The 12,615-nt window shown below is 73.7% G+C and carries 10 protein-coding genes; 3 read left to right on the top strand and 7 right to left on the bottom strand.

Annotated features, from left to right (window positions below; genetic code table 11):
* Positions 1 to 433 precede the first annotated feature (433 nt).
* The gene (locus VK640_16035; protein HTE74686.1) at positions 434 to 1,903 is read left to right on the top strand and encodes a sulfatase; all 1,470 of its coding nucleotides are present in this window, start codon (positions 434 to 436) and stop codon (positions 1,901 to 1,903) included.
* Here VK640_16035 and VK640_16040 read toward each other — a convergent pair.
* Positions 1,890 to 2,363: a hypothetical protein gene (locus tag VK640_16040; GenBank protein HTE74687.1), complete on the bottom strand. Its 474-nt coding sequence runs from the start codon at positions 2,361 to 2,363 to the stop codon at positions 1,890 to 1,892. The two genes, VK640_16035 and VK640_16040, sit on opposite strands and share 14 nt — an antisense overlap.
* 845 nt (positions 2,364 to 3,208) lie before the next feature.
* Between VK640_16040 and VK640_16045 the strand changes: the two genes are divergently transcribed.
* The gene (locus VK640_16045; protein ID HTE74688.1) at positions 3,209 to 3,472 is read left to right on the top strand and encodes a hypothetical protein; all 264 of its coding nucleotides are present in this window, start codon (positions 3,209 to 3,211) and stop codon (positions 3,470 to 3,472) included.
* Between the two features lie 23 nt (positions 3,473 to 3,495).
* Here VK640_16045 and VK640_16050 read toward each other — a convergent pair whose 3' ends face one another.
* From VK640_16050 to VK640_16070, 5 genes are all read right to left on the bottom strand, one after another.
* Positions 3,496 to 4,530, bottom strand: coding sequence for a phosphatase domain-containing protein (locus tag VK640_16050; protein HTE74689.1), 1,035 nt, complete (start codon positions 4,528 to 4,530; stop codon positions 3,496 to 3,498).
* Between the two features lie 17 nt (positions 4,531 to 4,547).
* Positions 4,548 to 7,409: a S8 family serine peptidase gene (locus VK640_16055; protein HTE74690.1), complete on the bottom strand. Its 2,862-nt coding sequence runs from the start codon at positions 7,407 to 7,409 to the stop codon at positions 4,548 to 4,550.
* A 64-nt stretch (positions 7,410 to 7,473) separates the two neighbouring features.
* Positions 7,474 to 7,950 (bottom strand): hypothetical protein, encoded by a 477-nt coding sequence (locus VK640_16060; GenBank protein HTE74691.1) that lies wholly within the window; start codon positions 7,948 to 7,950, stop codon positions 7,474 to 7,476.
* A gap of 26 nt (positions 7,951 to 7,976) precedes the next feature.
* The gene (locus VK640_16065) at positions 7,977 to 9,044 is read right to left on the bottom strand and encodes an ATP-dependent DNA ligase (GenBank protein ID HTE74692.1); all 1,068 of its coding nucleotides are present in this window, start codon (positions 9,042 to 9,044) and stop codon (positions 7,977 to 7,979) included.
* Between the two features lie 44 nt (positions 9,045 to 9,088).
* Entirely contained in the window at positions 9,089 to 10,897 is a 1,809-nt protein-coding gene (locus VK640_16070) for a prolyl oligopeptidase family serine peptidase (protein HTE74693.1), read from the bottom strand.
* Between the two features lie 148 nt (positions 10,898 to 11,045).
* Between VK640_16070 and VK640_16075 the strand changes: the two genes are divergently transcribed.
* Positions 11,046 to 11,654 (top strand): hypothetical protein, encoded by a 609-nt coding sequence (locus VK640_16075; protein HTE74694.1) that lies wholly within the window; start codon positions 11,046 to 11,048, stop codon positions 11,652 to 11,654.
* Positions 11,655 to 11,712: 58 nt separating this feature from the next.
* Here VK640_16075 and VK640_16080 read toward each other — a convergent pair whose 3' ends face one another.
* Positions 11,713 to 12,435, bottom strand: a complete 723-nt coding sequence (locus VK640_16080) for a pyrimidine reductase family protein (protein ID HTE74695.1) — start codon at positions 12,433 to 12,435, stop codon at positions 11,713 to 11,715.
* Positions 12,436 to 12,615 lie beyond the last annotated feature (180 nt).

A 12,615-nucleotide genomic window follows, 5' to 3' on the forward strand; every position in this document is an offset into this window, starting at 1 on the left:
GACCGGACACAGAGGACGCCGGCCAGTGGCGCGACGAAGCGCGAACGCGCCAGGAGGGGGGCGACCTGTCGCGCGCTCGCGCCCCGTACCTCCACCGTGCGCCCGATAGGGCCGGACGGAAAGGGTAAAATATGAAGACCATCGGGTGATATGACGCCTGGTGATGTCGGACCATCTTGGAGCGAGCCCAGGTCGCTTGCGGGGGGTCTGTCGGCGGGTGACCTGGGCCCATCCTTGCCCCAGACGGCCGCGCCGACCCGGAAGAGCGTCGGCCACGACGCAGGAGGCCTGACCGCTGGGAACCGGCGCGCCCCGGCCGGCGTCCTTGCTGCCAGTCGAGGGGGACGGTGTTGACCGGCCCGCAGGACCGGCCCGGTCCCCGGGGGCGTGGGGGAGAGCCGTGCTGCGCAGGACTGCTGCGGTCGCTGCTGCCATGGTTGCTGCCGTCCTGGCGGCCGGGTTGCTGGTCGCCGTCGAGGGCGGACGCACCGAGTTCACCCAGGTGGATGCGGCGGCCCTGGCGGGCTCGGCGCCGTACCGCCCGCCGGAGACGACCGCCGCTGACCGCCCGCCGGACGTGGTGCTCGTCCTGACCGACGACCAGCGGCCGGACACGGTCCGGTGGATGCCGACGGTGACCCGACAGATTCGCGACAAGGGCACCAGGTTCACCCGGACCGTCGCGTCCACCCCGACCTGCTGCCCCTCACGGGCCTCGATCGTGACCGGGCGATACGCCCGCGACACCGGCGTCTACGGCAACACGGCACCGAACGGGGGGTGGCGCGCCTTTCTCGCCAACGGCAACGAGCAGCGCACCCTCGCGACCGCGCTGCAGGCGAACGGCTACCGCACGGGGCTGGTCGGCAAGTACTTCAACGGGTTCGCGCAGAACGACAACGGGGCGCCCGCGGGGCACCGGCCGCCCGGGTGGGACCTCTTCCTCACCTTCGCGACCGAGACCGGCGGCTACCTCGACTACACGCTGACCGACGGCAGCGTGCTGGGCTCCCACGTGGAGGACTACTCGACCGACGTGCTCGGTGCCCGTGCCGCCCGCTTCGTCCAGCGGACGCCGGCCGACCAGCCGCTCTTCTTGATGTTCACGCCGTTCGCCCCGCACAAGCCCTACCGGCCGCCCCGCCGCCACCGGGCCACGCTGGAGCTGCCGTCCTACCGACCGGACTCGGTCACCCACTCGGTCCGCGACAAGCCGCCGTTCCTCCGCGACCGGCCGAGGGTGCCCCAGCGCGCCATCGACGCGATCCGGACCAGACAGCAGGAGATGCTGCTGGCCGTCGACGACGCAGTGGCGGGTGTGTTGCGGTCGCTGCGTCGGTCCGGGCGGCTCGCCGACACCCTGGTGGTCTTCATGTCGGACAACGGGCTGCTGATCGGCGACCACCACACCATCGGCAAGGACATGCCCTACCGCTTCGCCACCGACGTGCCTCTCCTGCTCCGGTGGGACGGCCACGTGGCGGCCGGTGCCGTCGACCGGCGGCTGGTCTCCACGGTGGACGTCACCGAGACGATCCTGCGGGCCGCCGGCGCGGCGATGCCGACCAGCGGTGTGGACCTGATGGCCCCGCCGGCGCGTGATCACGTCGTGCTCGAGGGCCGGCCCTGGCACCGGCTCGACGGGTCCGTCCCGCACCCGGGCTTCTGCGGCGTGCGCACCGAGCGCTGGCTCTTCGTGCGGTGGGGTGACGGCTTCGAGGAACTGTACGACCACGAGTTCGACCCGAGCGAGACCCTGAACCGGGTGACCGACCCGTCACAGCAGCCGACCGCCGATGCCCTGCGCGAGACGGCGCGCACGTCGTGCGTCCCCGAGCCACCCGGCTTCAGCTGGGACGTCGGCGGCATCGACGGCAGCGCCGCCGAGGTCAGCGAACGGTGACGCTGCGACTGCCGGTGGAAGCCGCCACCCAGCCGTCCTCGGAGAACAGCGCGGCGCCGGCAGCCCTGAGGGTCGCAACGACCTCGGCCGACGGCAGGCCGGGTCGCAGGGCGATCCCGCGCCATCCGTCCGCCAGCTCGACCACCACGGCGCGCACGTCGGGAGCGAGGTCGAGGCGGTCCTCCGACAGGTGTCCTACCGCGACGCCCATCCCCGCCAGCCGCGCCACCAGACGCCGGACGGTCGCCGTCGCCCTCTCGTCCGGCGGGGAGTTCCTGACGTAGGCGTGGTCGGTGACGGTCCCGCAGGTGTCGCAGTCGGCCGGCGCGACGGCCCGCTGCCGCGGGACCAGCTGCTCGTAGGACGTCGGAGGTGCGCCGGAGAGCTCGACCACCCGCACGGAGCCGCACCCGCAGCACAGCGCCATGTGCAGCCCGGCGGGCTCGGAGGTGTACGCCATGACCTCGAGCATGGAACCTGCCGGGCCGGAGGAGGCCGCGCCGCGCCGCAGATGACCCGCATTGACCATGCAGGATCATGCGACGGGGGGATGAGTCAGCCGCCCGTGCAGATCCAGCAGCCACAGCGGCGGCGTCCACCACGGGTGTGCCGGAAGCGGAACCACGACACGACGAAGGGTGTCATGGCCGCAGCGTGGCGGCCCGGGGTTACGGGTCGCTGGTCGCCAGGTGGCCGGCGCGTGACGACTCGCGGACCTGTCACCGCACCCGCCGGCGCAAAGGGCCGGCACCCCGCGCAGCACCGCCCGCAACCGAGCCACCGCGTTGCGGGGCGTCGGTGCCGGGTGGGCGCCTCCGCGCGTACGTCGACGACGACCGGTCGGGCCTCCTTGGCGCGCAGGTGCTCGGCCGCGGCCCGCAGGTCGCCCGCCCGCCGGGCGGCCCCCAGCGAGTCGGCCCGGCTCCGCCAGCTCCTCGACGGACTCGCTCAGCGAGGGACGCCCGTCGCTGTCCGTGCACCCCACCACCCATGTCCGGCCGTCCTAGCCCTTCCTAGCCGAGTCGCCTGTGTCCTGGTCACCGGCCTGCGGCTGCGGCCTCGGCTGTGCTGGACAACGAGAGGTGACTCGTCCGGTTACGCCCGGCTCGGTCACGATCTGTGGGGCGGTTCGGCCGAATCGGATGGCCCGGGCTGACTAGGGCGGAGCCGGTCCATCAGTGGGCGGCGGAAGACCGGTCGGGTGGTTCTGGCGCGGATCAGGCGAGTCCCCGGCAGTTCAGGTCGATGGACAACCAGACTCGGTGCGACGGGCACCAACCGGCTCGGGGGCTGAAGGGCGGCGGCGTGCAGAGCAGCACGATGGTGACCGTGGGGTTCGCGCTGGACGTGGCCCATCAACGAGGCATGCGGGTGGACGTGGAGACCACGACCGGCCGCGCGTTCGTGCACGTCCTCGTCGGGGGCATCGACCGGTTCTGCGTGATCCTGCTCGACGGGCACAAGGCGCACGTGGTGTCGCGCGAGCACGTCGTGTCGGTGTCGCTGGACCAGTCCATGCTCCTGGAGATCACGACCGACAACGCGTTCGTCGCCGAGGCGACGGCCTGACGCCGTACTCCGGGGGCGACGGTCTAGGGGCCGCCGAGGATGCCGCGGTCCCGCAGCGCGGAGAGCAGCCGGAAGCCGTCCGGTGCGCGCACCTCCTGGTGCGGCCGGTGCCGGGGTCGGGACGCGGGCTCCCGGATCGGCTCCGGGGTGCCGTGGGTGCGCACCTGCTCGGCCGGGCTCAGCTGGCGGATGACCACGGCGCGCACCCGGTCCGGCGCCTCGTCCGCGGCCTCGGCGTAGATCTCCGGGTCGTGCTGGCCGTCGTCGCCGACGAGCAGCCACTGCGCATCCGGCAGGTCGTCGAGCAGGCGGCGGATCTCTCGGCGCTTGTGCTCCCGGCCGGACCGGAACCAGGAGTCCGGCGTAGGGCCCCAATCGGTCATCAGCAGCGGGCCGGGTGGGAACGCGTGCCGGGCGAGGAACTGCTCGAGCACCGGTGCCACGTTCCAGGCACCGGTCGAGAGGTAGACGAAGGGCGCGTCCGGGTGCTCGGCCGCGATGGTCCGGTAGAGGGTGGCCATGCCGCGGACCGGGCGCCGGGTGCTCTCGTGCCGGACGAACGTGTTCCAGGCCGCCCGCACCGGGCGGGGCAGAGCGGTGACGAGGACCGTGTCGTCGATGTCGCTGAGCACGGCGACCTGCGCGGTCGGGTCGACCACCCGGATCCCTGCCACGGACGCCCGCGACCCGTCCGCGCTCAGCTCGGCCTCCACCCAGCCCGGCGCGACGTCGGCGGCCAGGACGGCGTCGACGTAGCCGCCACGGCCGCTGACCACCTGGTGCTCGCGGCCACCGACCCGCACCGTCACCGGCACGTCGGCCGCCGTGGCGGTGAGGAATCGCCGCCAGCCGCGGCCCAGCCGGATCTCGCCGGTCGCGGTGTCCGGCGGAGCCAGCAGCACCCTGGCCAGCACCCGGACCCAGCCCTCGGTGCCGTAGCCGATGAACGGCACCACCCGTGGCCGCCAGCCGCGCCGCCGCAGCCAGCGCTCGGCGGCCCCGTGCACCCGGTCCTCGACGCGGGCGGCGCGGTGCAGCGGTCGGGGTTGGTCGGTCACCGGGTCACCCTGGTCGGTCAGCGCAGCACGAAGTAGGTGAAGCGCACCGTGTACGACTCGACGTCGTACCACGCCACGCCGGTCGTGGACGTCGTCCAGCGCAGCACCCGGTGCCGGATCAGGAGCGGCTCGGCGCGCACCGACGGCCCGGTGTGGGTGCCGACCGAGGGCCCGAGCCGGAACGCGGTGTCGCTGATGTTCTGGGCGCGGTCGTGCAGCTCGACGCGGGCGGCGTCGCGGAACCTCGGGTCGCCCCGGCCGCCGGAGGCGCTGAGCCGGACCGTGCCGTAGCGGACCGCTGCGGGCAGGCGCACCTGGTGGTCGGCCGCAGCGAAGGCGTCGCCGGAGCTGCAGGTCGCCGAGCTGTCGTAGCCGATCCAGCCCTTCCGCTTGCCCGACGTGTGCCGGAAGACCAGCGAGCAGTCGTCGGAGAACGACTCGGTGAGCGACGACCTGGCGGTCACCGTCAGGGAGCCGCTCTGCTTGACCAGGCGCTGGGTCGACAGGCTCACCGGGCGGGCCCGGCCGGCCCGGCGGTTGCCCGCGAGGTCCTGGGCGACCAGCCGGACGGCGTACCGGCCGGAGGGCAGCACGTCGCCGGACGCGTCCCGCCCGTTCCAGGCCAGGGACACCGGACCGGGCGCGACCCCGCGCTGCGGGGCCTTGCGCACGGTGCGGACCAGGCGACCCGACGACGACCGCACCTCGAGGGCGACCCATCGCGACTCCTCGCCAAGGGTCGCTGACGCGGCGACCCGGTCGAGGTAGTCGTCGCGGACAGGCAGCACCCGCTCGTCGCTGAGCCCGGCGTCGCGCAGCCGCGGCGCCACCGTGTCGACCGTGACGGCACGGCTGGCGAGCCCGGTCTGCGGCGGAGCCGACGTCACGATCTGCAGGCTGTAGTCCCCGTCCGACACCGCCGTGCCACGCCGGCGTCCGTTCCACACCACCTCGTGGCCGCCTGCGGGCAGGCTGCCGAGGCTTCGGGCGGTGACGACCCGCCCAGCGGCGTCGCGGATCCGCAGCGTCACGCTGGCCCGCTGGTCCAGCCGGTAGCGCACCTGCGTCGTGTCCGCGCGCCCGTCGCCGTCCGGGCTGATCCGGGTCGCCGACAGCCCGGTGATGCCTGGGTGCAGGCGGTCGACGGAGACCGTCGCCCGGCTCGGGTGGGCGGTGTCGCAGACGCTGCCGTCGCGGCGGCAGATCACGGCCGAGACGACGTGGCTGCCGTCGCCCAGCGGCTCGGTCGTGAGGTCGGCGGCGAACGGCGCACTGGCGTCGGTGACGGAGACCCGGCTGCCCTCGACGGTGAAGCGCACCGCGGCGTCGGCCGGCGCCTCCGCGGTGGCGCTGACTGCGTCGCCGGCCTGCAGCGACCCGTCGGCCGGGGAGGTGAGCACGGGTCCGCCGTTGGCGACCACCGCGGTGACCGCCGTCCGTGCCTCGCTGCACTGGTCGATGCGGCTGCAGTCGGCGGCCGTGACGGTCTGCGGCCCGTCGAGGCCGTACGTCGCGAAGCCGGCCGTCGCGACCCCGCCCGCCGCGCTGACGAGCTGGGTCAGGTCGCCCAGGCCGAGCCGGACCCGGGGCGCCGTGGTCGACACGCTGACCGTCGCGGTCCCGGACACCGCCGACCCGTCGGCCGGTGCCGTCACAGCGGGGACCGTGGCCGGCGGGAGCAGGTCGAGCGACGCGTCGACGTCGACCACGCCGCGGGCGAAGCCGAGCTTGGCCGGCGTCGCACCGGCGGTGATGGCCTCGCGCAGCTCGTCCGCGGTGCGGCCGGGGCGGAACGCCGCGAGCAGGGCCGCCGCTCCGGAGACCAGCGGGGCGGAGAACGACGTGCCGTCGGCCCGCTCGTAGCCGCCACCGGGGGAGGCGAGGACGATCGAGCGACCGGGGGCCGCCAGGTCGACCCAGGGGCCGTAGCTGCTGAAGGACGCCCGCGCCGCCCCGTTGACGGTGGTCGCCCCGACACCGAGCACGCCGGGGAGGGCCGCCGGGAACTGCCGGGTGGTCGTCCCGTCGTTGCCGGCGGCGGCGACCACCACTGCGCCCTTGCGCTGGGCGTAGTCGACAGCCGCCTTCTCCAGCGCGTCGGAGGTCGGCCCGCCGAGGCTGAGGTTGATGACGTCCGCGCCGCTGTCGGCGGCCCACACGATGCCGGCCGCGAGGTCGTCGGTGAAGATCCGGCCGGTGCGGTCGGCGACCTTGGCCACGAGCAGGGCGCTGTCGTAGCCGGCGCCGGAGATCCCGACACCGTTGCCGGTGGCTGCCGCCGCGATGCTGGCCACCCCGGTGCCGTGACCGACCAGGTCGCGCACCCCGGTGCCCGGCTGCACCGCGTTGAACGTGCCGGCGACCTTGCCCGCGAGGTCGGGATGGGTGACGTCGACGCCCGAGTCCACCACCGCGATGCGGACGCTGGGGGACCCGTGCGCCGGACGGCCCCACGCCGCGGTGGCGCGGATCGCGTCCAGGTAGGTCCGCTGGTCGGCGAAGCGCGGGTCGGCCGGCTCCTCGAGCAGCCACCGCTGGTGCACCGGCTCGACGGACCGCACGTCGGCCCGGCCGAGCAGGCGGGTCCGTAGGGAGCCGGCCACGGCGGCCGGGACGTCGAGGGAGACCGCGTGCAGCCGGGGCACCCGTCCGGTCGTCCGGGCGCCGGCCCGGCCCGCGACGGCGGTCACCAGGTCGGCGGCCACCCGGCTGTCGGCCCGGACCACCAGCCGCACCAGCGGGTCGTCGGCGTCGGGAGCCACCGTGCCGGCGCGGGCCGGCGGGGCGCCGCCGGGGACCGCGGTGGTGACCAGTCCGAGGACGAGGGCGAGGGCGAAGGAGGCCGTCAGCGTGCGGAGCAGGCTGCGGGTCGGGCGCATCGGTGACACCTGCTCTGGGCTGTGGGGGCGGCGGCTGGTCCTGACGGTATGTCGGGATGCTGCCTCAGCCCAGCACCCGGTCGGTGCCGGAGACGACGTGCAGGACCGGCAGCGGCAGCGCGTCGCGCAGCCGGGACGCCCAGTCGCGGTGCAGCCCGGTCTCCACGATGTGCGGCGGGGTGACCACGATGACCTCGTCGGCGTCGTCGAGCCGGACCGCCTCGACCGCCGCGGGCACCGGGTCCGAGCCGGTCACCGAGCCGTGGGCGATGAGCCCGGCGCCCGCCAGCTTGGCCAGCGAGGCGTTGACGGCGTGCATCGCATCCTGCTCGGCCTCCTGCCGCGTCGGGTCGTCGTCGTCCAGCGCGTCGCGCAACCGGCCCAGGGCGACCTCGTCGAGCGCCTCGATCAGCCGGTTGTGCTCGGCGTCGGCCGGGACGAGCAGGTGCACCTCGACGTCGTCGACCCCGTGCAGCTGGGCGATCCGGGCGGCGTCGTGGTCGGCGAGGGTGTCCTCGCTGAGCAGCAGGATGCGGTACACGGGGTCCTCTCGGTCCGTCGCTGACGTCAGCGGGGCGACAGGATGTCGGCCAGGTCGAAGCGTACGGGGCGCTCGAGCTGCTCGTACGTGCAGGACGCGGGCTCCCGGTCCGGACGCCACCGTCGCCACTGCGCGGTGTGCCGGAACCGGGTGCCCTCCATGTGGTCGTAGGCCACCTCGACGACCAGCTCGGGGCGCAGCGGCACCCAGGAGAGGTCCTTCTTCGCGTTCCAGCGGCTGACCGCGCCGGGCAGCCGGCTCTTCTCGTGGGCCTCGGCCTCGGCCCAGGCACCCCAGGGGTGCCCGGTGACGTCCTCGACGGCGTACGCCTCGAGCTCCTGCACCAGCTCGGCGCGGCGCTTCATCGGGAACGACGCGGACACGCCGACGTGCTGCAGGTCGCCCGCGTCGTCGTACAGGCCGAGGAGCAGCGAGCCGACGACCCCGCCGGACTTGTGCCACCGGAAGCCGGCGACCACGCAGTCGGCGGTGCGCTCGTGCTTGATCTTGAACATCGCGCGTACGTCCGGCTGGTAGCCGTCGCCGGTCCTCTTCGCGACGACCCCGTCGAGACCGGCGCCCTCGAAGACCTCGAACCACTGCTGGGCGGTCGCCAGGTCACCGGTGGACGGCGTGAGGAAGACAGGGGGCTCCGCGCCGGCGAGCGCGGCCTCGAGCCGGGTGCGCCGCTCGCCGAACGGCGTCTCGACCAGCGACTCGTCGTCGACGGCCAGCAGGTCGAAGCCGACGAAGCTGGCCGGTGTCTCGGCCGCGAGCCGGTCCACCCGCGACTTGGCCGGGTGGATGCGCTGCAGCAGCGCCTCGAAGTCGAGCCGGTCACCGGTGGCGATCACCACCTCGCCGTCGACCACGCAGCGGTCCGGCAGGTTGGCCTTGATCGCCTCGACGACCTCGGGGAAGTAGCGGGTCAGCGGCCGCTCGCCGCGGCTGGACAGCTCGACCTCGTCGCCGTCCCGGAACGCGATGCACCGGAAGCCGTCCCACTTGGGCTCGTAGAGGTAGTCCCCCTCGGGGATCGCTTTGACCGACTTGGCCAGCATCGGTCCGAGCGGCGGCGTCACGGGCAGGTCCACTCGTCCGATCATGCCCGACGCCGGTGCCCGCGGGTGCCGGGAGGTCAGCGCGCCAGGTAGCCGATGAGGAACTCGGCGGTGTCGGACAGGGCCTTGGCCTCGTTGGCCCGCTTGGTGAAACCGTGGCCCTCATCCGGGTAGACGTCGTAGCGGACGTCGACCCCGCGGGCCATCAGCCGCTCGACGATCTGGTCGGACTCGGACTGGACGACTCGCTGATCGTGGGCGCCCTGGATCACGAAGAGGGGGGTGTCGATCTGGTCGACGTAGGTGACGGGGGACCGGCCGCGCAGGAAGTCCGCCTCGGTGTCCGGGTCGCCGACCCACTCGGCCATGAAGCGCAGCCAGGTGGGCGGCACGGAGGTGGCGAACGTGACCAGGTTCGACGGCCCCACGATCGAGACCGCGGCCGCCCACCGCCCCGGTAGCCGGCTGACGCAGGACAGCGTGGCGAACCCGCCGAACGAACCCCCGAAGACACCGATGCGCTCGGGGTCCACCCAATTCAGGCCGGTGAGGTAGCGGTGGGCGTAATCGAGGTCCCGGAGCTCGTCGCCGCCCCAATCGTGGTGAATGAGCTTCTGGTACGCCGTCCCGTAGCCGGTCGACCCGCGTACGTTCGGTGCCAGAACGCCGACACCCCGCGACAGCAGGTACTGGTAGAGCCCGTTGTAGGCGTAGTCGGGGCGTTCCTGCCACTCGGGCCCACCATGGATCGACAACACCACGCCGAACGGCCCGTCGCCAGCGGGCCGATAGAGGTAGGCGGGGATGTCGCGACCGTCGTGCGTCGGGTAGCGCACGAGCTGCGGCTCCCGGAAGGCCGCGGCTTCGGCGCCCGTGGGGGCGGCGTCGGTGAGCCAGGTGAATGACGCGGCCGCGTCGCCGGCTTCGGGTGGCAGGCTCGCCGTCCCGACCTTCTGCGGGCTGACGGCGGTGGCGGCCAGAACGCCGACCCGGCTGCCGTCGCGCGCCGCCGACATGGCGGTCACGACCCCCCGTGGCACGTCGACGGTCCGCTCGACGCCGGTGACGAGGTCGCGGACCACCACGCGGGACATGCCGTCCTCGTTGACAGACATGACGGCCAGCCGGCCGTCGGCGACGACCGTTGCGTGCTCGACGTCCCACGCCGGGGCCGTGACGAGCTCCGGAACGCCGCCCGTCACCTCGAGGCTCACCAACGCCACGAAGTCCCGGTCCAGGTCGGTCGTGAGGTAGACCGCCGACCCGTCCGCACTCCAGCCGGCGCCGATGTGCTTGCCCGGCCGGTCCGGCAGCAACCAGGTCACCCCGCCGTCCAGACGGGCCACCATCGGCGCGGAGTCGGTGTTGCTCCGGAAGTCCAGGATCATCAGCGCCGAGGAGTCGGGCGCCCACTGCCCGGCGTCGAGGTACCCGCCCTGCTGCAGCAGGCGGCGGACCTCACCCGTGGCCAGGTCACGCAGCAGCACGTCCTGGTCGGTCGGCTCCCGGTCGTTGGCGGTGAAGACGAGCCAGCGTCCGTCCGGCGAGACCGCCTCGGTGCCCAGGTGGTGCACGACCTTCGGGTCGTCGGTCAGCTGCTGGCTCTGCGTGCCGTCCCGGGTCACCGAGAAGAGCTGGGTGTACTCATCGCCGTCCCTGTCGGCGGCGTAGAAGAGTGTGGCCGAGTCGGGTGCCCAGCCGACCTGCCGGACGGACCAGTCGGTGCCCTCGGTCAGCTGGCGGGGCAGCGATCCGTCCAAAGGGTGCACGGTGAGGTTGAGCTGGCCGTCGGTGTCGGCGATGTACGCAATGGCCTGCCCGTCGGGGGACATCGCGAGCGCGGGTCCGAAGCGGCGAGTTGGTACGTAGTCACCGTATCCAGGCATGCCCGGAACCTACGCCTGCCCTGGGCGTCCGGACAGCCTTCCGTCACGCCCTCGACGCGCAGCCCTGGCGGACGTACGTTCGCAAGCGAGCCCGTCGCCGGGCCGGCGGGCCGGTGAGCCGAGTGATCGGCCGAGAAGGAGGCGCGTGATGTTCGTCCAGGTCATCAAGGGCAAGGTGTCGGACCGGGCCGCGGTGCAGGCGCATATGGATCGCTGGCAGAACGAGCTGTCTGCTGGAGCGCAGGGCTGGCTCGGCACCACGGCGGGGGTCGCTGCCGACGGCACGATGGTCGCCGTGGTCCGCTTCGAGGACGAGGCGGCGGCCCGGCGCAACAGCGACCGGTCCGAGCAGGGCGCGTGGTGGGCCGAGATGGCCAAGCTGATCGAGGGCGACGCGACCTTCCAGGACAGCGACCGGGTGATGGTCGACGTCAGGGGCAACCCCGAGGATGCCCGTTTCGTCCAGGTGATGCAGGGCGGGAGCACAGATCCCGAGCGCGCATGGAAGCTGATGGAGGAGGACGACACCGACTGGTCGGCGTTCCGGCCCGACATCATCGGCAGCATCAACATCGGTCACCCGGACGGGCGCTGGACCATGGTCAACTACTTCACCTCGGAGGCAGAGGCACGCGCCGGAGAGCAGAAGCAGCCGACGCCGGAGATGCAGCAGATGATGGACGAGCTCACCTCGCTGGCCGACGGCCCGCCGACCTTCATCGACATCACCGAGCCGATCTACTCCTCGCCCAAGTAGCCGCGGGACTGTCGGGGAATCCGCTCGATGACCATGCGGATTCTCCGACAGTTCGAGGTCAGCGGCGGACGTAGCGGGCCAGCAGCACGCCGTCGGCCTCGAGCAGCGACGCCGGCGAGAGGTCGACGTCGAGGTCCGGGCCGTGGGCGACCCGCGGCCCGTCGCCGCCGACGAGCTGCGGCGAGATCGTGAGGCACAGCTCGTCGAGCCGCCCGGCTGCCGCGACGTCACCGAGCAGGCTCGGCCCGCCCTCGCACAGCACCCTTGTCAGGCCGCGCCGGGCGAGCTCGTCCAGCGCGGCGACCACGTCGACCTGCTCGTCGCCCGCCACGACCAGGTCGGCGACCTCGGCGAGCCGGTCCCTCGCGGCCCGGTCGGACGATCCGCTCGTGACGACGACCGTCCGCTCGGCGCCGGCACCGGCGAAGAGGGCCGAGCCCGGGTGGAGGTGTAGGCCGCGGGTCACCAGGACGAGCACCGGCGCCGGACGCTGGCCGGCAGCGCGGCGGCGCTCGGCGTCCGCCTCCTTGGCCCGCGGCGCCTTGTAGCCCTCGGCGCGGGCGGTCCCGGCCCCGACGAGCACGGCGTCGCACAGCGAGCGCAGGACGCCGAACACCTCTTTGTCCGCCGGGCCGCCGAGGCCCCCGGACCGGCCGTCCTTGACCGCCGAGCCGTCCAGCGAGGTCACCATGTTGGCCCGCACCCACGGCCGGTCACCCCGGTGGGCGTAGACCTCGTGCAGGTCGACCCGGTCGGAGGCCGTCGGCAGCAGCACGCGCATGGCCGCGATCCTCGCACCGTGGGCGCGGCGGCCGGCCGGCCGTCTGGGAGGATCGCCAGGTGCCGGAGCGCCGCGGGGTCGTGAGTTCCGCGTCGCCGTACCTGCTCGCGGCTCTGCTCACGGTGACCGGCACGTCGCACTTCCGCTCACCGCGGACGTACGCCGCCATCGTGCCCGAGC

It is taken from the genome of Actinomycetes bacterium, assembly GCA_035489715.1.
In the GTDB taxonomy this organism is placed as follows: Bacteria; Actinomycetota; Actinomycetes; order JACCUZ01; family JACCUZ01; genus DATHAP01.

Bases quoted from the DNA above. Each gene is read 5' to 3' on its own strand.
- VK640_16035 (HTE74686.1), top strand. From the start codon at position 434: ATGGTTGCTGCCGTCCTGGCGGCCGGGTTGCTGGTCGCCGTCGAGGGC.
- VK640_16040 (HTE74687.1), bottom strand. From the start codon at position 2,363: ATGGCGTACACCTCCGAGCCCGCCGGGCTGCACATGGCGCTGTGCTGC.
- VK640_16055 (HTE74690.1), bottom strand. From the start codon at position 7,409: ATGCGCCCGACCCGCAGCCTGCTCCGCACGCTGACGGCCTCCTTCGCC.
- VK640_16070 (HTE74693.1), bottom strand. From the start codon at position 10,897: ATGCCTGGATACGGTGACTACGTACCAACTCGCCGCTTCGGACCCGCG.
- VK640_16075 (HTE74694.1), top strand. From the start codon at position 11,046: ATGTTCGTCCAGGTCATCAAGGGCAAGGTGTCGGACCGGGCCGCGGTG.
- VK640_16080 (HTE74695.1), bottom strand. From the start codon at position 12,435: ATGCGCGTGCTGCTGCCGACGGCCTCCGACCGGGTCGACCTGCACGAG.